This is a genomic window from Bacillus sp. 7894-2, from assembly GCF_002272225.1.
Lineage (GTDB): Bacteria > Bacillota > Bacilli > Bacillales > Cytobacillaceae > Cytobacillus.
Map to the genome: position 1 here is coordinate 1 of NZ_NPDG01000099.1, position 20,582 is coordinate 20,582.

General features: G+C 45.6%; 27 protein-coding genes and 1 tRNA gene. 27 read left to right on the forward strand and 1 reads right to left on the reverse strand.

Annotation, left to right across the window (positions count from 1 at the left end):
* The first annotated feature begins 194 nt into the window (after positions 1 to 194).
* From CHI10_RS14460 to CHI10_RS14555, 22 genes are all read left to right on the forward strand, one after another.
* Complete coding sequence (locus CHI10_RS14460; protein ID WP_095244943.1) at positions 195 to 659, forward strand: acyl-CoA thioesterase; 465 nt, start codon at positions 195 to 197, stop codon at positions 657 to 659.
* A 147-nt stretch (positions 660 to 806) separates the two neighbouring features.
* Entirely contained in the window at positions 807 to 1,031 is a 225-nt protein-coding gene (locus CHI10_RS14465) for a helix-turn-helix domain-containing protein (RefSeq protein WP_009333184.1), read from the forward strand.
* Positions 1,032 to 1,192: 161 nt separating this feature from the next.
* Positions 1,193 to 1,651, forward strand: coding sequence for a MarR family winged helix-turn-helix transcriptional regulator (locus tag CHI10_RS14470; protein WP_035330244.1), 459 nt, complete (start codon positions 1,193 to 1,195; stop codon positions 1,649 to 1,651).
* 10 nt (positions 1,652 to 1,661) lie between these two features.
* The gene (gene racE / locus CHI10_RS14475) at positions 1,662 to 2,456 is read left to right on the forward strand and encodes a glutamate racemase (RefSeq protein WP_095244944.1); all 795 of its coding nucleotides are present in this window, start codon (positions 1,662 to 1,664) and stop codon (positions 2,454 to 2,456) included.
* 139 nt (positions 2,457 to 2,595) lie between these two features.
* Positions 2,596 to 4,737: a DNA helicase RecQ gene (gene recQ, locus CHI10_RS14480; protein ID WP_095244945.1), complete on the forward strand. Its 2,142-nt coding sequence runs from the start codon at positions 2,596 to 2,598 to the stop codon at positions 4,735 to 4,737.
* A 160-nt stretch (positions 4,738 to 4,897) separates the two neighbouring features.
* Entirely contained in the window at positions 4,898 to 5,965 is a 1,068-nt protein-coding gene (locus CHI10_RS14485) for a GerMN domain-containing protein (protein ID WP_095244946.1), read from the forward strand.
* Positions 5,966 to 6,112: 147 nt separating this feature from the next.
* The gene (gene rph / locus CHI10_RS14490) at positions 6,113 to 6,883 is read left to right on the forward strand and encodes a ribonuclease PH (RefSeq protein WP_095244947.1); all 771 of its coding nucleotides are present in this window, start codon (positions 6,113 to 6,115) and stop codon (positions 6,881 to 6,883) included.
* A gap of 1 nt (position 6,884) precedes the next feature.
* Positions 6,885 to 7,496, forward strand: a complete 612-nt coding sequence (locus CHI10_RS14495) for an XTP/dITP diphosphatase (RefSeq protein ID WP_095244948.1) — start codon at positions 6,885 to 6,887, stop codon at positions 7,494 to 7,496.
* Positions 7,493 to 8,011, forward strand: a complete 519-nt coding sequence (locus CHI10_RS14500) for a metallophosphoesterase family protein (protein ID WP_095244949.1) — start codon at positions 7,493 to 7,495, stop codon at positions 8,009 to 8,011. The genes CHI10_RS14495 and CHI10_RS14500 overlap by 4 nt, the downstream gene beginning before the upstream one ends.
* A 146-nt stretch (positions 8,012 to 8,157) precedes the next feature.
* Positions 8,158 to 8,234 (forward strand) — tRNA-Arg (locus CHI10_RS14505).
* Positions 8,235 to 8,390: 156 nt separating this feature from the next.
* Positions 8,391 to 9,317 carry a tyrosine-type recombinase/integrase gene (locus CHI10_RS14510; RefSeq protein ID WP_483294955.1) on the forward strand — a complete coding sequence of 309 codons (927 nt, stop codon included), beginning with the start codon at positions 8,391 to 8,393 and terminating at the stop codon, positions 9,315 to 9,317.
* Positions 9,318 to 9,529: 212 nt separating this feature from the next.
* The gene (locus tag CHI10_RS22880; protein WP_353615973.1) at positions 9,530 to 9,757 is read left to right on the forward strand and encodes a helix-turn-helix domain-containing protein; all 228 of its coding nucleotides are present in this window, start codon (positions 9,530 to 9,532) and stop codon (positions 9,755 to 9,757) included.
* 214 nt (positions 9,758 to 9,971) lie between these two features.
* Positions 9,972 to 10,370, forward strand: coding sequence for a hypothetical protein (locus CHI10_RS14520; RefSeq protein ID WP_095244951.1), 399 nt, complete (start codon positions 9,972 to 9,974; stop codon positions 10,368 to 10,370).
* A 112-nt stretch (positions 10,371 to 10,482) separates the two neighbouring features.
* Positions 10,483 to 11,355, forward strand: a complete 873-nt coding sequence (locus CHI10_RS14525) for a hypothetical protein (protein WP_095244952.1) — start codon at positions 10,483 to 10,485, stop codon at positions 11,353 to 11,355.
* A 26-nt stretch (positions 11,356 to 11,381) separates the two neighbouring features.
* Positions 11,382 to 12,164 carry a P-loop NTPase family protein gene (locus CHI10_RS14530; protein WP_179289039.1) on the forward strand — a complete coding sequence of 261 codons (783 nt, stop codon included), beginning with the start codon at positions 11,382 to 11,384 and terminating at the stop codon, positions 12,162 to 12,164.
* Between the two features lie 4 nt (positions 12,165 to 12,168).
* Positions 12,169 to 12,333 carry a hypothetical protein gene (locus CHI10_RS22400; protein ID WP_179289040.1) on the forward strand — a complete coding sequence of 55 codons (165 nt, stop codon included), beginning with the start codon at positions 12,169 to 12,171 and terminating at the stop codon, positions 12,331 to 12,333.
* A complete protein-coding gene (locus CHI10_RS14535) occupies positions 12,330 to 12,995 on the forward strand; it encodes a hypothetical protein (RefSeq protein ID WP_095244953.1) in 666 nt (221 codons plus the stop codon). Before CHI10_RS22400 ends, CHI10_RS14535 begins: the two co-directional genes overlap by 4 nt.
* Positions 12,992 to 13,186 carry a hypothetical protein gene (locus CHI10_RS14540; RefSeq protein ID WP_095244954.1) on the forward strand — a complete coding sequence of 65 codons (195 nt, stop codon included), beginning with the start codon at positions 12,992 to 12,994 and terminating at the stop codon, positions 13,184 to 13,186. The genes CHI10_RS14535 and CHI10_RS14540 overlap by 4 nt, the downstream gene beginning before the upstream one ends.
* A 121-nt stretch (positions 13,187 to 13,307) precedes the next feature.
* A complete protein-coding gene (locus CHI10_RS14545) occupies positions 13,308 to 13,517 on the forward strand; it encodes a hypothetical protein (RefSeq protein ID WP_095244955.1) in 210 nt (69 codons plus the stop codon).
* Between the two features lie 50 nt (positions 13,518 to 13,567).
* On the forward strand, positions 13,568 to 14,968 hold the full coding sequence (locus tag CHI10_RS14550) for a DnaB-like helicase C-terminal domain-containing protein (protein WP_095244956.1): 1,401 nt from the start codon (positions 13,568 to 13,570) through the stop codon (positions 14,966 to 14,968).
* 40 nt (positions 14,969 to 15,008) lie between these two features.
* Positions 15,009 to 15,134, forward strand: coding sequence for a hypothetical protein (locus CHI10_RS22705; protein ID WP_286137372.1), 126 nt, complete (start codon positions 15,009 to 15,011; stop codon positions 15,132 to 15,134).
* A 62-nt stretch (positions 15,135 to 15,196) separates the two neighbouring features.
* Positions 15,197 to 16,144: a toprim domain-containing protein gene (locus tag CHI10_RS14555; RefSeq protein WP_095244957.1), complete on the forward strand. Its 948-nt coding sequence runs from the start codon at positions 15,197 to 15,199 to the stop codon at positions 16,142 to 16,144.
* Here CHI10_RS14555 and CHI10_RS22885 read toward each other — a convergent pair.
* A complete protein-coding gene (locus tag CHI10_RS22885; protein WP_095244958.1) occupies positions 16,101 to 16,421 on the reverse strand; it encodes a helix-turn-helix domain-containing protein in 321 nt (106 codons plus the stop codon). The two genes, CHI10_RS14555 and CHI10_RS22885, sit on opposite strands and share 44 nt — an antisense overlap.
* Positions 16,422 to 16,524: 103 nt before the next feature.
* On the opposite strand from CHI10_RS22885, the gene CHI10_RS14565 reads away from it, so the two are divergent.
* The 5 genes from CHI10_RS14565 (at position 16,525) to CHI10_RS14590 (ending at position 20,570) form a co-directional block, all read left to right on the forward strand.
* A complete protein-coding gene (locus CHI10_RS14565; RefSeq protein ID WP_095244959.1) occupies positions 16,525 to 17,094 on the forward strand; it encodes a hypothetical protein in 570 nt (189 codons plus the stop codon).
* A 280-nt stretch (positions 17,095 to 17,374) separates the two neighbouring features.
* On the forward strand, positions 17,375 to 17,851 hold the full coding sequence (locus CHI10_RS14570) for a hypothetical protein (RefSeq protein ID WP_095244960.1): 477 nt from the start codon (positions 17,375 to 17,377) through the stop codon (positions 17,849 to 17,851).
* Between the two features lie 203 nt (positions 17,852 to 18,054).
* Positions 18,055 to 18,861 (forward strand): single-stranded DNA-binding protein, encoded by an 807-nt coding sequence (locus tag CHI10_RS14575; protein WP_095244961.1) that lies wholly within the window; start codon positions 18,055 to 18,057, stop codon positions 18,859 to 18,861.
* Positions 18,862 to 18,903: 42 nt separating this feature from the next.
* Positions 18,904 to 19,302 (forward strand): group I intron-associated PD-(D/E)XK endonuclease, encoded by a 399-nt coding sequence (locus CHI10_RS14580; RefSeq protein WP_095244962.1) that lies wholly within the window; start codon positions 18,904 to 18,906, stop codon positions 19,300 to 19,302.
* Positions 19,303 to 19,544: 242 nt separating this feature from the next.
* A complete protein-coding gene (locus tag CHI10_RS14590; protein ID WP_095244964.1) occupies positions 19,545 to 20,570 on the forward strand; it encodes a hypothetical protein in 1,026 nt (341 codons plus the stop codon).
* The last annotated feature ends 12 nt before the right edge of the window (positions 20,571 to 20,582 follow it).

Genomic DNA, 20,582 nt, shown 5'->3' on the forward strand with positions numbered 1-20,582 from the left:
GCATCCATCCCTCCCCGCGGAAAGCAAGTGCCTGCAGCGGAAATCAACGGGCAGAATTCATAAACCAAAAACAACAATCATTGAAAAAAGATCCTTTATTTTACATGAGGAAAGGTTTTCAAACAATTCGAAAAACACTATAATGAAATTCAACAGAGTGAATGCTCATTCATAAATAACCGGGAGGCACCAGCATGAAAAAATTGAGCTATATAGACGATTTTAAAAAATGGGAAGAAGAATTCATTTTTTTTCATCCAGTAAAAGTCAGATTTTCCGAAACTGATATGTTTGGACATTTGAACAATACCATTCCATTTACATACTATGAAGAAGCAAGGATAGAATTTTTCAAAAGCAATGGCTTTATGCAGGACTGGGTAAAGCATGATAGTGGAACCATACCAGTCGTAGCAGACCTCCAATGCGATTTTATCAGCCAGGTTTTCTTTGATGAAGAGATACAAATATACGTAAAAGCTGCTTCAATAGGGAATTCTTCTGTTGATCTTCATTATATGGGCAGGAAATCAGACGGTTCAGTTTGCTTCACCGGCAGGGGGACGATGGTGCAGATATCAAAGGTGACGGGCAAGGGTGTGCCTTGGACCGAAAATATGAAAGAAATGCTGAAAAGCAGGGTTAAAGTCCGAGCCTAGCGGCACAATAGCACATTTCCTGAAAATAACTTTCTCCTTTCACTAAATATAGTCACTTCGGCTGTTTTGCTGACATATGATATGGTGACTAAATATATACCCATCCCGCGGTTCATAGCTGGCGAAAGGCAAGGAGGGTTACAATACTTGAAGGAGAATGAATATACTCACAAGCCGTTACTCACCAAACGAGAAAGAGAAGTATTCGAATTGTTAGTACAAGATAAAACAACAAGGGAAATCGCTGGTGAATTGTTTATAAGTGAAAAAACGGTTCGGAACCACATTTCTAATGCCATGCAAAAGCTTGGTGTAAAGGGGCGATCACAAGCTGTTGTAGAGCTCCTTCGAATGGGAGAGCTAGAACTTTAATTTAGACCGGCTATCCTTCTGGGAGGCCGGTTATCACATTTATATATAAGGAATATTTCATTATTGGATTTATTTCTGTCTTGAAATTTGTACGGAAAAAGGTGAAAATAAATGCACAAGGGCAGAAAACATCGTAAAAGCTTAAATGGGAGTGTTTATGAATGAAGCTGGAAGATCCTAAAACAAATGAAATAAATGATGTTGTAGCTGATATTGAAAAAGACTTAAGGTACATATCCGGCATTATTAAGCAAAAAGGAAGGGAAATTCTAAGTGACTTTACTATTACCCCTCCTCAGTTTGTGGCATTGCAATGGCTGTTTGAAGAAGGCGATATGACCATTGGCGAGCTGTCAAATAAAATGTATCTTGCTTGCAGCACGACAACCGATCTTGTTGACCGAATGGAGAAAAACAGCCTTGTGAAAAGAGTGAAAGACCCAAATGACCGAAGAGTAGTCCGGATTCATCTGCTTGATGAAGGAGAACGGATTATTGAAGAAGTTATTAAAAAACGCCAGGATTACCTAAAAGAGGTCCTTAAAAATTCTTCACATAATGAGGTCTTGTTCTTAAAAGATAACTTAATGAAATTACACCATGATATGCGCGGAGAATGAGGCGGTACTTTTGAAACAACCTATAGGAATAATTGACTCCGGAGTGGGGGGCTTAACGGTTGCAAAAGAAATCATGAGGCAGCTGCCAAATGAAGATATTGTATACCTCGGAGATACAGCACGATGCCCGTATGGCCCGCGGCCTGGTGAAGAGGTAAAATCCTTTACCTGGCAAATGACGGAGTTCCTGCTTAAAGAAAACATTAAAATGCTTGTTATAGCCTGTAATACAGCTACTGCTGTCGCTCTGGAGGAAATACGCAGGGAACTGCCGATACCGGTTATCGGTGTCATTTTCCCAGGCGCAAGAACAGCTATTAAAGTGACGAAAAATCATATAATTGGTGTCATTGGCACAGAGGGCACTGTCAAAAGCAAGGCATATGAAAATGCGCTGATCCAGATAAACAGCAGGTCTGCCGTGCATAGTCTGGCATGCCCAAAATTCGTTCCTCTGGTAGAGAGCGGGGAGTACGAAGGCTCAGTTGCCAAAAAAATAGTGGCTGAGACGCTTCAGCCCTTAAAAGGAAAAGGAATGGATACACTCATTCTTGGATGTACTCATTATCCTTTATTAGAACCAATTATTAAGAATGTAATGGGTAAAGAGGTAAAGGTCATCAGCTCAGGTGAGGAAACAGCAAGGGAAGCCAGTACCATTCTGCACCATCATGGCCTGCTTAAAGCTGTAGATGAAAATCCGGAATATAAATTCTGTACAACTGGCTCCACGGCTATTTTTTCTAAAATTGCCTCAAAGTGGCTTGGATTCTCTGTAAATGATGTTGAAAAAATTTCGCTTTAATAATTGCAGACACCTTCTGAACCTTTTCAGAAGGTGTTTTTTAAAGAAATTTGCACGATGCTTTTAGATTACTTTTTAAAAAAGCTCTGGTATCATGTAATTGAAAGAAAAACTATACTTAATTGAGTTGGTGGTCAATTTGCTGGCACAAGCCGAAAACTATTTAAAGAAATATTTTGGATATACTTCTTTCCGCCCAGGCCAACAGGAGATTATTCAAAATATCCTCTCACAAACCAATACTCTTGGAATTCTTCCAACTGGAGGCGGAAAGTCAATCTGCTTTCAAATACCCGCTCTTGTACTCCCCGGAACGGCCATTGTGATTTCTCCCTTAATTTCCCTGATGAAAGATCAAGTAGATGCCCTTAGCACTGCAGGCATCCCGGCTGCTTATATAAACAGCACATTGTCTTCTGCCGAGTATCAGCACATTGTGGCTGGAATACGCAATGAAGAATATAAGCTCGTGTATGTGGCGCCGGAACGATTTGGGTCCATTGCCTTTTTGCAATTATTAAACGATATTTCAATCAATGCGATCGTCTTTGATGAAGCCCATTGCATTTCACAGTGGGGGCATGATTTCCGCCCGAGTTATCGTTCCGTTGTCTCAGAGCTTAGCAATCTGCATCAGAAACCTGTAATTGCTGCTTTGACTGCAACAGCAACACAGGATGTCGCAGAGGACATCCGCAGGCTTCTAAACATCGGCGGGGAAAATACGTTTATAACTGGTTTCGCAAGGGACAACCTCTCCTTTCAGGTAGTGAAAGGTGTTAACAAAAGAGATTTTCTATTGCAGACCATAAACAAACATAAAAACGAAGCGGGAATCATTTATACTTCAAGCCGCAGGGAGACAGACCAGCTGTACCAGTTCTTAAAAGGCAAGAACTGCTCAGTTGCCAAATATCATGCAGGCTTAAAGGAAGAAGAACGAAAAAAAGCACAGGATGCCTTCGTATATGACGAATCAAATATTATGGTCGCAACAAATGCTTTTGGAATGGGGATTGATAAATCCAATGTCAGATATGTGATCCACTATAATCTTCCGCGGAACATTGAAGCTTATTATCAGGAAGCGGGAAGGGCAGGGAGAGATGGAGAGGATAGCATATGTTATTTGCTGTTTGCTCCTCAGGATATCCAGCTGCAGAAATTTTTGATTGAGGAGAGCAGTCTGGATCCGCGGAAAATGGAGCAGGAATACAGCAAGCTAAAGGATATGGTTAATTACTGCCACACAGAGAAATGCCTTCAATCCTATATCATTGATTATTTTGATGAGACTGCCGAACCTATCATCTGCGGCAAATGCAGCAGCTGTCTGGATGAACGGACAAGCATCGATATTACTCAGGAAGCTTTAATGATTTTTTCGTGCATTAAGCGGATGGAAGAAAGATTTGGCGTTACTTTGACTGCACAGGTTTTGAAAGGATCAAATAATAAAAGAATCCGCGAGCTTAATTTTAATAAACTTTCCACATTTGGGCTGATGAAAAATCGCAAAGAAAAAGAGATTGCCGAGATGATCAACTATCTGCTGGCTGAGGATTATCTGATTTTAACAGATGGTAAATATCCGACCGTAAGGCTGTCAGCAAATGCAATTCCTGTCTTAAAAGGACAGAAAAAACTATCTATGAAAATTAGTGTGCCTGTATCTGTTCAGGAAGAAGATGAAAATATCGAACTTTTTGAGATCCTGAGGAAGCTCAGGAAAAAGATTGCAGATGAAGAAAATGTTCCTCCCTTTGTTGTGTTTGCCGATACCGCATTAAAAGAAATGTGCCGTTATTTTCCCGTGAGCAAAGACATGATGTTAAATATTAAAGGTGTAGGGCAAATGAAATTTGATAAGTATGGGGAATATTTTATTCAGGCAATCAAAGAATTTGCTGAAGAACATAATATTCGCCCTATGCCTGCAGCAGGTATGCCTTCAATGTCAGAGGAAATACAAGATGACCGTCCAAGCTACCAGATTTCCTTTGATTATTATAAGAATGGAAATACTATAACGGAAATAGCCAAAAAGCGAAACTTTTCCCCTATAACGATTCAGGAGCATATCTTCCGCTCGATCAAAGAAGGCAATGAGATTGACTGGTCAGATATTTTCAATGAAACGGAAGAAAAGCTTATTTTACAGGCAGCTGAAAAAACTGGAAGGGATATGCTCAAGCCAATTAAAGAAGAACTTCCGGATGAAATAGATTATTTTAAAATCAAAGCTGTCCTGGTAAAAGACGAACTGCAGAAGCAATATTGAAGCTCCTTATTGGGGCTTTTTTTCTATGTTTTTATGGCAGCCGTACATCAGATTGTCCAAATTTGTCAAAAATCTATTCACACTTTTATCCCAAAAGACGGTCTAAATTACAGATAGGCTCGTATACATGTAGTACAAACTGTCTCAGGGGGGATTATGTATGTCTATAAATAAAAAAACGTCGATAGTGTCAGCGGTGCTGGTTTCATCTGTATTATTATCAGGCTGCGGATTGTTCGGAAGCCAGGGGAAAGAAAAGGTCGATCCGCCAAAAGCAGTATCTTACACCGATGAAGGCGAAAGTGTTGCTGAAGAAACAACAGGAAAAGAAACAGCTGAAAATGAAGAGGGTGTTACGGCAAATCTTAAAACAGAGCTTTACTTGATTGATAAAAATGGGTATGTTGTTCCCCAGACAATCGATCTTCCGAAAACGAACTCAGTTGCTACACAGGCGCTGGAGTACCTGGTGGAGAACGGTCCTGTTACAGAGCTTCTCCCTAATGATTTCAGAGCAGTCCTTCCGGCTGATACAAAAGTTTCTGTAAATATTAAAGATAAAGTGGCAACCGTCGATTTTTCAAAAGAATTTCAGGAATATGCTAAAGAGGATGAAAAGAAAATTCTCCAATCCGTTACCTGGACACTCACACAATTTGATTCCATTGATAAAGTTAAGCTGACATTAAACGGACATGAACTAAAAGAGATGCCAGTGAATGGAACTCCGGTCAGTTCGGCATTAACGAGAGCCAATGGAATAAACATGGATACAACGGAAGTAGTAGATATCACGAATACAAAGCCGGTGACCGTTTATTATCTGGGCGGGGATGAAGAAAACTATTATTACGTGCCCGTTACCAAGCGTGTAAGCAACGAGATGGAAAATAAAGTTGAAGCGGTTGTATCCGAATTGATTAAAGGGCCGAACTATGCTTCCAATCTGGTGACAGATTTCCTTCCGGATGTAGAGCTGCTTGAAGCTCCAAAAATTGAAGAAGGAAAAGTCACATTAAACTTCAATGAAAATGTGTTCAGCAGCTTCGAAGAGAAAATGATCTCCAAGCATTTGCTGAACGCACTTGTCCTTTCCCTAACTGAACAAAAGGGCATCGAAAGCGTGGCTGTTACTGTGGATGGCAAAGCAGAGATTGTTAATGAAGATGGGGAAAAACTATCAGAGCCTGTAACACGCCCTGAAAATGTGAATACAGGAAGTTTTTAATATATCAGATTTTGTTATACTATATAGTAACGGGAAAAAGAGGTTGGCATATAATGCCGCCTCTTCTTTGTTGGTAAAATAGGCATGCCAATATTACTGGGCAAATGCCCAGGTTCAATATAAGGAAATGAAGGGGGAAATCAGCTTATGCGCGCAGATGGACGTGAACCAAAGCAACTTAGGCCAATACATATTGAAACTGATTATTTAAAGCATCCTGAGGGCTCTGTACTCATTACGGTGGGAGACACAAAGGTGATTTGTACAGCAAGCATTGACGAAAGGGTCCCTCCTTTTATGAGAGGACAGGGGAAAGGCTGGATAACAGCTGAATATTCCATGCTTCCGAGGGCTACAGAACAGAGAAACATCAGGGAATCAGCAAAAGGAAAAATTTCAGGGAGAACAATGGAAATTCAGCGCCTGATCGGCCGTGCACTCCGCGCAGTAGTGGATCTTGATGCACTTGGCGAAAGAACGGTATGGCTTGATTGCGACGTGATACAGGCTGATGGAGGGACACGGACTGCTTCCATAACAGGAGCCTTTATTGCAATGGCGCAGGCGATGGATAAGCTTTACAGCAGCAAGAAGCTTTCAAGCTATCCAATCAATGATTTCCTTGCTGCCACAAGCGTGGGGATTCTTACTGATAAGCAGGCTGTTGTGGATTTGAATTATATTGAAGATTCCTCTGCTGAAGTGGATATGAATGTCGTCATGACCGGCAGCGGGGAATTTGTAGAGCTTCAGGGAACTGGAGAAGAAGCGACTTTTTCTTATGCGCAGTTGCAGGAAATGCTTAGTGCCGCACAGGGAGGGATATCAGAGCTGCTTGAACTTCAGAAATCGGCACTGGGAGAGAATATCTCAGGAAGCATTCAAAGCAAAAAAGAAAAGCTTGCGGGGAGGATATAGTATGCAGGAAGTCATAATTGCAACTAAAAATGCAGGCAAAGCGAGAGAATTTGAGCGGATGTTCAAGCCTCTTGGCTATCAAGTAAAAACCCTGCTGGATTATCCGGATTTTCAGGATGTTGAGGAGACAGGCAGCACGTTTGAAGAGAATGCCATTCTTAAAGCGGAAGCCGTGTCTAAAGCTTTTGGAAGAATGGTCATTGCCGATGATTCAGGCTTGATCATTGATGCGCTTGGAGGGAAGCCGGGCATCTATTCCGCCCGCTATGCAGGCGAGGAAAAAAATGATCAGAAAAATATGGACAAAGTTCTCGGTGAGCTCGAAGGCGTTCCGGATCATAAACGGCGGTCACGGTTCTATTGCGCTCTTGCCATCGCTGCTCCCGGTAAAACGACTGAAACCGTTGCAGGAACTTGTGAAGGGCATATTTTAAGAGAAAGAAGAGGGACTTATGGATTTGGCTATGATCCTATTTTCTTTGCAGAAGAAAAAAACAAAGCAATGGCTGAATTAATGCCTGAGGAAAAAAGCCAGATCAGTCACAGAGCGAATGCTCTCCAAAAACTTGAGGATCTGCTGCCTTCTTTCGTGGCAGGAGCTGAAAACTCATGAAAGTTCTGATTGTCAGCGATAGCCATGGATTAACTTCTGAACTCAGCCAAATTCGTGATACACATCCTGATATGGATCTAATGATTCACTGCGGAGATTCGGAGCTTCAAGCAGGTGATGAATCACTAAAGGGCTACGCTGCAGTAAGAGGAAATTGTGACTTTAACGCAGACTTTCCGGAGGACAGAATAGAAGAGGCTGGAGGATTCCGCTTTTTCGTCACACACGGTCATAAATATTCCGTTAAGTCCACATTAATGAATCTGTCATACAGGGCGCGTGAATTGAAGGCAGATATCGTATGTTTTGGCCATTCACATAGTCTGGGAGCTGAAATGTCTGAGGGGATATTATTTATCAATCCTGGAAGCATAAGGCTTCCAAGAGGAAGAAACGAAAAGACATATATCATACTGGAAAAACGGGGAAAAGATGTTACACTGGATGTGTATGACGTTTCCAATGGGAAAATTCCTGATCTGACACAAGAATTTTCTCTGGTAAAAAGCGATTAATTTGAATATAATAACTGAGGGAAGCCAGTCTTCCCTCAATAATAATAAAAAAAAATTTACAAAGTGTTGACTTCTTAACATTTGTTTAATATAATAAATCTTGTCGTTGAGTTAATAAATCTCAATCAGGTAAATAATTTCAAAATGTCCCAGTAGCTCAGCCGGATAGAGCAACGGCCTTCTAAGCCGTCGGTCGGGAGTTCGAATCTCTCCTGGGACGCCATTCGATTGCTAATAAACGTTGATATAGCGCCTTTTATACGTTTGGTTGATACGGTCAGTGATACGGTCAACTAACGGATAGGAGGCGTTTTTGCATTTGGGCAAACGGAAAGCATCATTACACGTTAAAACGGAGCTAGCGCATGGCTTAAAGGGGCTGTTCGGGGGCGGTGGCGTAGAGAGTACGAAGCCCGGTCGTAACATAACCGTTGAGCATGCGTTGAGCAACGTACTGCAGCAGATGGCCGCGCAAGGTATGCGACCGAGAACGATTAGCGATTACGAGATTCACGTTAAACACTTCGCTTCAATCGTAGGAGATAAAGAACTTGATACGGTCACCGCCGATGATATTTACGAGTGGCTGTCGTCAATGGACGTGAGCAACCAAACGAAGCTAACGCGTTTGAAGTGTTTAAAGGCATATTTAGGGCGTTGTTTTGACAACGGGTACTTACCCCTTAACTTCTGGAAATCGATTAAAATACGCGTGGATTCCCCGGTAAAACAAGGCGCAACAGACCGGGAAGTCATGACGCTGTTACAAATACTCGACTTAAGTAAATTCGTAGAGCTCCGGGACGCAACGGCTGTGCTGCTGATGTACCAAACGGGGATCCGTGTAGGCACGCTGACTCAGCTGAAAACGAAGCATGTCGACCTGCAGTCGAAGGTGCTCCGGATTGACGGCGGGCTGCTAAAGAACCATAACTCGCTACAGGTACCGTTTGACGATACGCTGACTCAACTGCTATCGGTGCTGATCGAGCAGAACGAGTTGATCCGCCAGGAGAACCGCGCGAACAATGACCTCGTGTTTATAACGAAGCAAGGAGGACCTATCGCAACTAGCCCGACCAATAATAACGTAATTAAACGGCTAGGCAAATACGCAAGGGAATACGGATTGCAAAATATTAACCCGCACGCATTACGTAGGGGATTCGCGAAGAATTTGCTCGCCAAAGGAGCGAACATAGCGCTAATATCGAAGGCACTCGGGCATAGCGACCTGGCCGTGACCACTCGATACTTACATTTAGATACGGAAGAAGTCGCGGATAGCCTTCGCGATTACTTATAATTAACGTCGGCCTTTCGGGGTCGGCGATTTTTTTTTGAAAAACTTTCGCAAAAATGTCCCACGAAATGTCCCTCGTGGTCTATTAGTAAGTGTAAGGCGAACACAACGAAAGGAGGAAACGGATGGAGGAGATAACGCTAATTGATTTTCGGGAAGCACGGTACACTCGAATCCACAACAAGGTACTCGAGGACACCGAGAGGCTAACGTTGATGTCGGACATAGCCGTTTACATTGCGATATGTAAGCACGCCGATAATCACGAGCCTAAGTGTAACCCGAAAATAAGCACGATAGCAAAATACGCAAGGTGTAGCGAGCGAACGGTGCGCAGGACAGTCGAGAGACTAGTGGCGGCCGGACTCCTAAAGGTGGAACATCGGTACAATAATCACGGTCATCGGGCATCGAGTATTTACTACTTATTGGAGCCTAAGTGACATGATGTCCATTACTACCGGTCATGGTGTCACAGCCTACCGGTCATGGTGACCGAATATAAACTAGACTTTAAAGTTAACTATACTTTAAAAGAACTAGACTTTAAAAACCTTTACGAGCTCATTCGCTAACGCTCAGCATAACCTTACTTCGTAAGAACATGCAAAAGTATTACCGAAGGTAATCTAACGAATATAAAGGAGTGAACGATTAATGCCGAAAATAAGCACGAAAGATTGGCGAAACCTATCGATTGAAAAATGGAACACTAGCACAATCCACGCTTACCTAATCGACCGTAACAAAGAACTGTATGGCGTAACTTACGAGCCGTTCGGTTCTGGTCCGGTCAGCAGGCGATGGGCAACCGAGAAAGGTCAGATAAAAAACGCGCTAACCACCTACGGTGCTCCGGTGGTTAAGGAGTACATCGACAGGTGTTTCGCTTCACATAAATTAAACCCGAAGTATCCCGTACTGTCATTCGGATTCATGTTCTCGTACTTGAGGACGGAACTACAGCAGGCGGAGCTATCGGTAAAGCGCAAGCAGCAACGGGCGGAAGCAGTAGAGGCCGAAGAGGCAAACGGAGTAGACGAGGAGTGGTTCTAACGGCCTGTAGGCGGTCATACTCGGTCGATAGCAACCGCCGAGGGTTATGGTAGCCAAACGAATTAAACACGAAAATACACGGCGAAACGCCGAGGAAATGGAGCGATGTAAAATGGCAAAGAAAATCGTAATCGAACGATTAGAAGGTAAAGGGATCAAAGCGAAGGTAATTAAGGCAGGAGAGCGCTACAGTACGTATGGTAAATTCGCGAATGCTGCGGGATACCCTAATTCCGTGAACAATAGCATTGTGTGTTCCGAAATACGCGGAGAAGTAGTTGACGTTCTTGCGAAAGGCAACCACGAACAATACAACGATACTATTTACGTGTGCCAACTAGAAGACGGACGTCAATTCCTTATCGGGGAAGACGGCATTGACTTGTTCTCTATCCCAACGTTGAAAACCGCAACATTCGAGGCTCTTTTGGATGAACTAATGGAGCGCATCAAAGGCGGCGAGGGTGAAATGCCTGCGGTTGGGCCGGTTCTTAATCGGGCTGATATCGTTGCCCAGGCGAAGGCAGACATCGAAGGGCTTAAAACCGGACGTTATTACGACTTACAGGACCCCGCAGATCCGATGTTTCCGTTCAACTGTAAAGTCGAGTTCATCGTCAATGCCGAGAAGAGAACGGTAGTTGCGTTACTGAGAGGCGCAGGCTCCGGAGTAATACGAGGTCGAGGCATCGCGAAGTGCGACCCGTCCGATTGCTTCAACGAGCACATAGGCAAGGCTATCGCGTTACGTAGGGCGCTCGGGCTTGACGTGCCAAGCGAATACCTAAACGCACCGGAACCGGAAGGCGTGCAGGTCGGTGACGTTGTCCGCGTACATTTCACCGGCGAAACTGAGTACTTCGAAGGTACCGTATCTGTAGCCTGCGACGTATTCGAAGGTATGCACCAACTTCACAACATAGGACCTACTTCGATGGATTCGAGAGACGGTGACCGAGTAATCAACGATTCCGCACGATACTAACCGAACACTCGAAAGGAGGCGACTAAATGCGCCATTGCTTATTACGAAATCTAAACGGCAATCACCTATGCGCCCCGACGAACCCTATTTACGTAGGCCTTCACGGGGTGGACGGCAAGGGCGGTAGGGTCGGTGCAGCAGGGGTGCCTCGGGATTACGCCGGGATCCTGCTCGCTGACTCGCCGGCAGCTACGGAACAAGCGAAGGTTTACGCTAAACTTGATGCTTACGTTAAGTCATTCGAAAAGCACTTTGACGATGTGCAATCGAAGCTGGCTGAGGCTGGCAAGACCGACGAGGAAATCCGTGTCAAGTCGCTGTACCTGTGGTCGGAGTCGCCAGGCACCGGCAAAACAACGACAGCTATTGCGTTGCTACACGAATGGCTGCTCCGGGTGTACATCGGATACCTCAAGCGCAAGCAAACGCCGCCTCAACGGCTGGGGTACTTCCTCGATGCTAACGGGTTGCAGACGGACTATAACAATTTTAATAGACCGAAGGTACCGGACTCTATCGCTGAGCCTGCTGCTGAACGTTACTACAGTAGCCTCGAGAAAGCCCGTCACACGCCGTTTGTTGTGATGGACGATATAGGCACTCGAGACGCCACGGAGGGGTTTAGAGACGACCTGAGAAGCGTTATAAACCATAGAGTCATGAACGAAATGCCAACGATTTACACGTCAAATATACCGATTTCCGAGTTGCACACGGTCTACAACCAAGCGAGTATGGTCGACCGTATTAGAGACATGACATCGTCGATGCACTTCACGGGCGAGTCAAAACGAGGAGCGAGGAGGTAACGGGATGATTTCGATCAATAAAATGCGCCTGATAACCGCTATTTACGAAGCCTCGGACCATTACGGAATAGATAAGGAAAACGAAAGTATCGGCTCATTAGTCGACCGTTTGCTACTCGACTACGCCGAGGAAATCACAGGCAAAAAGGCAGAGGGGGCGAAGCAATGAAACGACTTTTAATCGGTCTTGTATCGGCAGTTGCGTCATTCGCAGCCGTTCGGTGGGCTCGAAAAGAAAAGAAATTCGAGGAGGGATTCGAGTGGATCGACGCTGACGATGGCACCGAACTCAAGCCGGCATACTCGCCAGGCGGCAAGGTACTAACGTGGAACCCTTATACGGAAGATTACGTTGACTACGACATTGAGTCAGGTCCGTTCGTATACATCATCGAATCCGTACAATGGGACGACGAGGACAGTTGCTACCGATACAAGCTGCGACACAACGACGACTTAATCGCTGAGTGCTGGCTAATCGAATTGGAATATCCGACGATGACTGTTTGGGGTGAAGAAACCGAATCAAGCGAAAGGGGAGCGATGGAAATGTCAAATCAAAACGGTAAGCAAGTCCAGCCGAAGGGGCACAGAGCTGCGGAAAAGGCGGAGGTAGCGCGTAGGAAGGCGTGGGCAAAACGAGCTGACGAGCTACTCGACATTTTCAACGAGTATACGAAGGAAGGCGACGTCGAGGCCGCCGAGGCCACTATGAAACTGTACAAATCGGAGCAGGCGCTGTTTAACGCAGGCACAGCGATTCGTGAAGCAGGCGGAGATCTCGGGGGCGAACGGCCTGAGCCGGAGTTAATCGAGGAGGACGGGGCATGAAGAAGGTATTTATCGTGGAAGTAGAGTACGAGGAGCTTCCGGAGAATGTAGAACGAGATGCCCACGTATTTAACGAGACTGCGCTAGAATGCGCCATCGAGGACTTGATGTTCGGGTACCATCAGTACAAATCGATAATCCAAGGAAACTACGAGGTAAACGTTAGGCAGATCGAAGGTGACGGGGCCTGACCGCGCTAATCGTTATCGCTTGCCTCGCCGCCGTCGGGTGGGGGCTCGCGTGGGCCGTCGATAAGGCTAACGGATTTAAAATGTGACGTAGTAGACATAAAATGCGAAGGAGCGAAAAACGATGAATTGTTATGAATCAGAAAGAATAATTAAACCTTTTGATTTACTTGTTGCGGAAGATACTGATTTTGATTTAACTCGCAATAGAGTTTATGTGGCAAAGGATATGGGTTACGGAAATTTTGTAAATGTCGTAAACGACAAAGGTGTTGAGGAAACTTATAGTACAGAATATTTCCGATTTTATGATGGTGAAACAATAGGCTTTTAATGTCGCAGTACGAACATACTTTGCAGCAAAACGAAAAGGAGGGCGATTAGATGCCGGCATATGGCGAGCAGTTTTTATCACGCTTACTAGACGATGGTTCAACGATGGCGGTACGGGAGTTCAACGTGGATCGCACGGACTTCCCTACCGACCTTGAGCGTCAAGTATACGATTTTATCATGGAATACTCGAAATCAAACCGACATAAAACACCAGATTATCGAACAGTTGTCGAAAAGTACCCGGACTTCTACTACCGTGAAAATGTTACCGACTCGTATCGTTACATGGTCCAGGAGCTCAAGTCGTTCTCGGCGAAAAAGGGTATTATCGATATTATCGAGGGGCAGCCGGACGCAAAGGGAAAATCGAAGAAGCCGACGCTTGAAGACGTTATCAATGAAAAAGATGGAAATGTTGCCATCGACTACTTGATTTCGGAACTCGAGCAGGTTAAAATGAGAACAAGCGTTCGAGGGCAATCGGGAATTGACGTTAAGAAAGATGCCGAAAAGATTATCGAGGAGTACAAAAGTCGCAAGTCGGGCGAGTCTTTCAAAGTGTGGAACTCGGTGCTGCCGACCATTAACGAGGCGTCAGGCGGGTATGTTTCGTCCAATGTGTACGTTATCTACGGCAAGTCAGGCCGAGGCAAGTCCGCATTCTCACTGAGGGAAGCGCTGTACCTCGCGGAGCAGGGCGCTAACGTGCTTATCTGGTCGATGGAAATGGGATGGTACGAGGTAATCGTTCGCTTGTTCACGATGTACTCGCAGTCCGTAGGGGACGTTGCTACTGCCGAAATCAACGGGGTTAATATGGATGTAGGGTTTAACTCCCGTGACATGCGTATGGGCCAGCTGAGCGAGGCATTCGAAGAAAAGCTATTCGACTTTATCCGGTCGCTCAACGATACTCTGGCCGGAAACATCATCGTAAAGGGCGTTGACGACGAGGACTTTGACGACCGCAGTTTGCGAGCATTAGAGTCCGATATTATCCAAAATGAAGCCGACGTTGTGCTACTCGATCCTTTCTATTACCTCGATTACGAAGTGAACACCTCGAAGACGAAAGGCGGGGATGCAGCGAAGACATCCGAATTATTGCGTAAGTTAGCCGGCCGTACAGGCATCACGGTACTAACGATCACCCAGGCGGACGAAACAGAAGAAACCGAAGATGACGCAGGTAACCGGGAACTACGCTTACCTAAACGTAAGGAAGTATCGAAGACAAAGCAACTACTGCAGGACGCGGCGTTATTGATCGCAGTTGATACGAACTATATGGAAGGACGCGGACTTGTCGGATTAAACAAGGGACGTGACGGCGGAGAAGGCGTAGTCGCCGAAATCATGTACCTACCGCAATACGGGATCATTAAAGAGCTCGAAATCGACGAGCGTGAAGCGATGGACCTTGCGGAACAAATCGAAGGGGCGTTCTAGTGCGCCCTTGACATAAAATACGAAACAAGGAGGAATTATTATGGAACCTTTGGATTTATTGATGGAAATCGGTAGGTTTATGGATAATAAAGGTTTGAATAGCTATGATACATCGGTTTTAGACTTAGAAAACTTACTAATCGAGGAAATGAACAAAGAAGATTAATACACTATCCGAACAAAATACGCAACAAGGTATCCTATTTTGCGGCAAGGGAGGTAAAAATTGTGAATAAAGTAAGTATTGACGGGCACTTACTAAATATGGATATAATAGAATTGCTTACAAATTTTACTTGGCACAGAGCAACGTGGAAATCCGACAGGCTAATCGCGGCTTCCCCGTTCCGAGACGAGCATCATCCGTCCTTCTTCGTATTCTACGAGAATGGAGCGTGGGGAGACTCGGGTGCGTTCGATGAAAACTACGCGTCTGGCAATCTCGCAAAGCTCCTCGCTTTCCTGCGAAATGAAACCTATGACGAAACTATTGAATACCTATGCAATACTTACGGAGTGCGGGATCTGCGCCCAGGTGAGCGTATTGAGGTCCCCTCCGTATCTTTGCGCACTCAACGTAGTCGAATAGTCTTAGAGGAAAAGTACCTCGAACCGTATCGCTACCGGAACCCGTACCTGAGAGGGCGGGGAATCACCGAGCAGATACAACGGTTTGCAGGTATCGGTTACTGCCGAGATTCGAAAGCGATCACAATACCGTGGAGACACGCCGATGGATCCCTCGCCAACACAAAGTTCCGTACTATTAACGGTAAGCTGTTTTGGTACGTTCAGGGCGGGGCACCTATCGGCACACTCGTCTATGGAATCGATAAGGCATACGCCCGCAATTGGAAAACGGTCGTAGCGTGTGAGGCAGAAATCGACGCACTTAGTTGGCTCAGCTGCGGAGTGCCTGCGATTGCCCTCGGTGGTACAGCAGTAACTCGTGAGCAAATCGATATCATTCGGCGCAGCCCGATTGAGCGAATCATTAAAGCCGAAGACAACGACGGTCCTGGCGCTAAGATGGGACGTCTGCTACGGGCAGGATTACGGGGCTACATGGCAGTAGAATCCGTTAAGATCCCCGACCCGTACAACGACTCTAATGAAGCGTATGTAAAGGGCGTCAATCTTCGTCAGTTAGTAGAACCTCGACTACTTGCTCGATAGGCACGTCGAGGAACTTACATATCTTAGCGATAGATTCGAGATTCATAGTTTTATCGTTACGTAACTTCGAAACTGTGCGCGTGTTTAACGGTCCGCCTTTAACGCTGTCCAGGTCGGTCATCGTCATCCCCTTGTGAACAAGAGTCAATCTTAAAGGTTTATAACTAATCACCGGAAAATATTCTCCTCCTTTGGAACTATTTTCATTAATTGGGTCTTTGTCCTCATTACGAACATACCTGTTTACCTGTACTATCGTAAGTGTGAAGGACAACATTTTCCATCCCAGGAAAACTTCTTCAAAAAAGTTAAAATTAAATGTCCCACACGGTGGCTGAATTGGTCTATTAGTAAGTGTAGGACAAAAGGAGACGATGAATATGAACAAAACAAAGCTAAACGAATTGGTATTGGCGTACCAAAACGGAAGCGAACTAGCATTAGCCGATCTTTTCAACGCAGTTAACCCGTTAATCGAGCGAGCATCAAAAGAGGTTGAGCCGTTTGTAGACGATTTCACCAAGTTTGACTGCCGGGTAGTAAGAGAGATTCAACGACAAATTGACAGCTTCGAATACGGAAAACACGATTTCCTCGCAGCTGTTAAAACAATTATTTCTCAAAGTAAAGCACGATTCATCCGACGAAACAGTCGAAAGAAAGATAATTATGTATCGATGGTAGCCCTCGAAGGAAATGGAGACGAGGATCTCGGCTATCAATTCGAAGCTGACGGACGAACCGAAGATTATGTAATGTTCAAAGAAAGAGTCACCCTGTTGGCGCAGGGCAACCCGAAAAAGGAAACCATTCTACTACAGTGGTCACGAGGCGCAGAAGATAAATCAATCTCCGAACTGTTGGCGCAGTTATACGGAGGTAAGGCGGAATCTCACCGCAAATTTATTCAACGCTTCAAGACCGATTGCAAAGAATTATTATCAATATGAGACCACGAGGGGCTAGCGCTCCTCCGGTTCATCTACTATTATAACCTAATTATACAAAACGTAAACAATAAATATGCTTAAAATGCAAGCAAAACTCATTACATTTTTGTTACAAAATCGTGAAGGAAGTGGCGGACATGAACAATTTAAACGCAAGTAAGGCGATTTTAGACGAAGAGTTATCGAAAAGTCAACCGGATTACCTGTACGAAGGCGAGATTCCAGCCGATAATGACGCGATGGACTACGTAACTTTACCGTTGAAAGGAGTTCGATTAGCATGACGATGAAGCTACGTATCTCTGACCACGCTAAAACTAGATTAAGACAACGATTCGGTATCGACTCTGAACGGGCGGCGTATTCTTGGGCACAGTCGAAGATGACCGATGGGACATTAGTCAAAACGGAGCCAAATGGAAAGTTGTACTACCGATGCGGAAACGCTGAGCTAATCGTAGCTAACGGGGTGCTAATCACGGTACAGTTCTCGGATGGCGAGCAAAAGTTCCTAGAAAAGTTCGGTAACGTATTAGCGAAGGAAGTATCGAAGCTACTAGCGGTCAATGAACGAGCATTGCGTAAGGCCGAAATTACGGTCGCTGAAATCAACCTTAACATGCTAAAGGCGCGTAATCCGAAAATAAAGGCGATGTTGGGCGATAAGTTAACGAAAGCCATCGATGAAAAAGATAAAATCGTTACGGAACTAAAATTGATTCGTAAAGCTGCGAGTCAGTACGGGGTGGAAGTGTAATGGACCTGGCGAGTTAACCTCGCCCGCCTGCCGGAGAACACGAGGACAGTCGTTAAGTAAACAAGTCGCTATGACGCTGTGCATCACTTAAGTCGCCGTTGTAGTTTCGGCTGTAGAGACTCGTGTTTTGCGACAGGTGATAAAACGGTGCGCACCGAATTACCTGCGAAAATAAAACGTAACTACCGAAAGGGGCAATTTTAATGGGCTTAAGAGATCGATTGAAAAAACGTGAGGAACAACGTGAGAAAGCAGCATCAGGCGGTATCAACGCGGGCTTGCCCGAGGGTGTTACTCGTTACGTACGTCTAGGACAGGAGTTAGCAAATGGTAAGGACTTCGTTATCCTACGTGATCCCAACCTGTGGTTCTTCTACTACGTACATGAAGACGGGGACTTCGCTACTCGAGCAACTTACGTTAAGAAACATACGTGCTTGAACTCGCCACGTAAAGCTCCGGATACTGAGAAGGAAGCAGACGAAATGTTCACGAAGTTCGCGAAGCCTAACCCAAAGGTGTGTATCTCGGACAAAGCGAAGGCCAAGCGCGTGCTGTACTTCATGGTGCCGGTGTACGACGTTGCGCTCGAGACATGGCGTGTGCTCGACTTAAAAGAGTTCCACGTTAATAACCTCATGGACGACATGGAAAAAGCCGAGAAAGCCGTACGTAAGTTCGATAAGTCGTACACGATGGTAGGCGACATCGTAACGATTAGCAAGGCGGATAAAACGTACACTATCGGAAGCTCCGACCTGGACGACGAGGCTAAAATCGACGCTATCAAGGCGGCAGCTGCGAAAATCGACCAGACGGAAATCGACTACGAAGAGCTAGCGAACTTCCGCGAAGAGTCCGATATCATCGAGATTCTACGTGAAGCTACCGAAGGTAAAGTCGATAAGTCGGTACTGCCGGCAGCCGAGGAGGAGGAAGACGAAGCAGTCGACGACAGCGCCGAGCCAATCGAAGATGATATGCCGGAGGAAGACGACTTAGGTTTTTAATCGACGTATAAGACACGGCAATCAAAACGAGGAGGTTTTACTATGGCGCACGAGACGCAAGTTAAAGGCACAATCTCCGAGTTAACCGCGGCAATGGCACTCCTATCCAACGGATGGGAAGTGTCGTTCCCCGCAGTTGACGAGGTATACGATTTGGTGATAAGGGATCCGTTAACAAACGAGTTTAAGACAGCGCAGGTCAAAACGATTAGACGTCGTGAAGATCGAGGCAACGAAATGGTCGTTTACTCAAAGAAAGGCAACGGTGAAGCGTACACACCCCAGGATTCCGATTACATTATTGGTGTTGAGGGTCAGGACGTTTACATGTTCGAATGCAGCGGAAAGCGAGAGTATTGGGCGAAGGATTCATCGGCAGCCAAACGTTGGATACGGTTCACCAACGACGAATGGGTGGAGCCGACGGGGGTAGCGCAATGACGCATATCCCCGACATCACAGAACGAGGAGGCTTCGAGGCTGAGCCGGTTAACCACTGCGCGGTAGCCTCGTGCAATAGCCCAAACCCGCAGATATATGACGATAACTTCGAGCAGTATTACTGTGACAGCGAGTGCCTGGCGACTTACATCGCGGAGAATCCCGATAGAGTGGCGGAATGGTACGCACGGCTAAATGTATTCGAGGTCTAACGAATATTAAACGAAATGGAGCGATGTTAAATGGCAAACTTAAACGTTGGAGATAAAGTAAAAGTGGTAAACGCAATGTTTCCGTTCGGTAAGTACGAGAACGGAGATGTGCTAACGGTATCCCGAATCGATGAGGACCCGGAGTTCCTATTCGTAGAAGAACACGGCACTATTATGTATATCGATGAAGTCGAGTTAGTCGTTGAGGAAGCGACGGAACCGTTAAAAGTCGGAGATTACGCGAAAGTGGTAGGTAATTGGCCTTCCGGAATTAACCCAGGGGAGCACGACTTTGCAATCGGTCAAATCGTCAAGTTAGACAAAAAAGCGACTATGTGGGGCGACGGGTTCATGTGCGACTCACTTGACGGTAAAGAGCGTTGGAACGTAGCACGTAAAGACCTCGAGAGGGTTTCCGTGGAAGAAGCACACGAGCCGGTGAAGGTCGGGGACTACGTTGTCGTAACGAATTCCATTAACGAGCACAAAGAAGGCGACGTGCTCAAGTTGGTAGGCGGGCGTAGTCCAAGTGGGTGCTTCGAGTTTTCGATCCATAATCTTACGACGGGACGCGATAGAGGGTATATCGACGGTGAGAACGTGCGTAAAGCAACTGATGCGGAAGTGGAATCCGTTATATCGAAGCCGGAGTACGAAACGGTGAAACGTCACGCTAAAGTTGGCGAGCGTATCCTAATCGTTAATGCAAATCCGATCAACGGCCAAGACTTCGAGAACGGCGACGTGTTCACAGTTACAGGACTATGCAGTACGTTCGAAGGAGACGTTGAGGTATCCGGACAGCCGGACATGATAGATAAGCGAGAGTACGAGGTAATCAGCGAGCCTGCGCCGATGGCGATCGAGGGGACTATGAAGATCGAGGAAGGCGACCTCGTGCGCGTTGAGGGCCACACTTCCTACTTCGGGGTTATCGAAGACGGCCTAGACGAGGACGGCGAATACTTCATCGTTGATGGAGATGGCGAAGGCGAGTATGTTGACGATAAAAACGTAATCCTAGTCGCGAAAGCAACTGACCGCAAAGACCAGTAATTAGCGAGGTGG

Bases quoted from the DNA above. Each gene is read 5' to 3' on its own strand.
- CHI10_RS14590 (WP_095244964.1), top strand. From the start codon at position 19,545: ATGGCAAACTTAAACGTTGGAGATAAAGTAAAAGTGGTAAACGCAATG.
- CHI10_RS14550 (WP_095244956.1), top strand. From the start codon at position 13,568: ATGCCGGCATATGGCGAGCAGTTTTTATCACGCTTACTAGACGATGGT.
- CHI10_RS14540 (WP_095244954.1), top strand. From the start codon at position 12,992: ATGAAGAAGGTATTTATCGTGGAAGTAGAGTACGAGGAGCTTCCGGAG.
- CHI10_RS22885 (WP_095244958.1), bottom strand. From the start codon at position 16,421: ATGTTGTCCTTCACACTTACGATAGTACAGGTAAACAGGTATGTTCGT.
- CHI10_RS14500 (WP_095244949.1), top strand. From the start codon at position 7,493: ATGAAAGTTCTGATTGTCAGCGATAGCCATGGATTAACTTCTGAACTC.
- CHI10_RS14530 (WP_179289039.1), top strand. From the start codon at position 11,382: ATGCGCCATTGCTTATTACGAAATCTAAACGGCAATCACCTATGCGCC.
- CHI10_RS14470 (WP_035330244.1), top strand. From the start codon at position 1,193: ATGAAGCTGGAAGATCCTAAAACAAATGAAATAAATGATGTTGTAGCT.
- CHI10_RS14535 (WP_095244953.1), top strand. From the start codon at position 12,330: ATGAAACGACTTTTAATCGGTCTTGTATCGGCAGTTGCGTCATTCGCA.
- CHI10_RS14575 (WP_095244961.1), top strand. From the start codon at position 18,055: ATGGGCTTAAGAGATCGATTGAAAAAACGTGAGGAACAACGTGAGAAA.
- CHI10_RS14520 (WP_095244951.1), top strand. From the start codon at position 9,972: ATGCCGAAAATAAGCACGAAAGATTGGCGAAACCTATCGATTGAAAAA.
- CHI10_RS14525 (WP_095244952.1), top strand. From the start codon at position 10,483: ATGGCAAAGAAAATCGTAATCGAACGATTAGAAGGTAAAGGGATCAAA.
- CHI10_RS22705 (WP_286137372.1), top strand. From the start codon at position 15,009: ATGGAACCTTTGGATTTATTGATGGAAATCGGTAGGTTTATGGATAAT.
- CHI10_RS14485 (WP_095244946.1), top strand. From the start codon at position 4,898: ATGTCTATAAATAAAAAAACGTCGATAGTGTCAGCGGTGCTGGTTTCA.
- CHI10_RS22400 (WP_179289040.1), top strand. From the start codon at position 12,169: ATGATTTCGATCAATAAAATGCGCCTGATAACCGCTATTTACGAAGCC.
- CHI10_RS14565 (WP_095244959.1), top strand. From the start codon at position 16,525: ATGAACAAAACAAAGCTAAACGAATTGGTATTGGCGTACCAAAACGGA.
- CHI10_RS14545 (WP_095244955.1), top strand. From the start codon at position 13,308: ATGAATTGTTATGAATCAGAAAGAATAATTAAACCTTTTGATTTACTT.
- CHI10_RS14570 (WP_095244960.1), top strand. From the start codon at position 17,375: ATGACGATGAAGCTACGTATCTCTGACCACGCTAAAACTAGATTAAGA.
- CHI10_RS14495 (WP_095244948.1), top strand. From the start codon at position 6,885: ATGCAGGAAGTCATAATTGCAACTAAAAATGCAGGCAAAGCGAGAGAA.
- CHI10_RS14460 (WP_095244943.1), top strand. From the start codon at position 195: ATGAAAAAATTGAGCTATATAGACGATTTTAAAAAATGGGAAGAAGAA.
- CHI10_RS22880 (WP_353615973.1), top strand. From the start codon at position 9,530: ATGTCGGACATAGCCGTTTACATTGCGATATGTAAGCACGCCGATAAT.
- rph (WP_095244947.1), top strand. From the start codon at position 6,113: ATGCGCGCAGATGGACGTGAACCAAAGCAACTTAGGCCAATACATATT.
- CHI10_RS14580 (WP_095244962.1), top strand. From the start codon at position 18,904: ATGGCGCACGAGACGCAAGTTAAAGGCACAATCTCCGAGTTAACCGCG.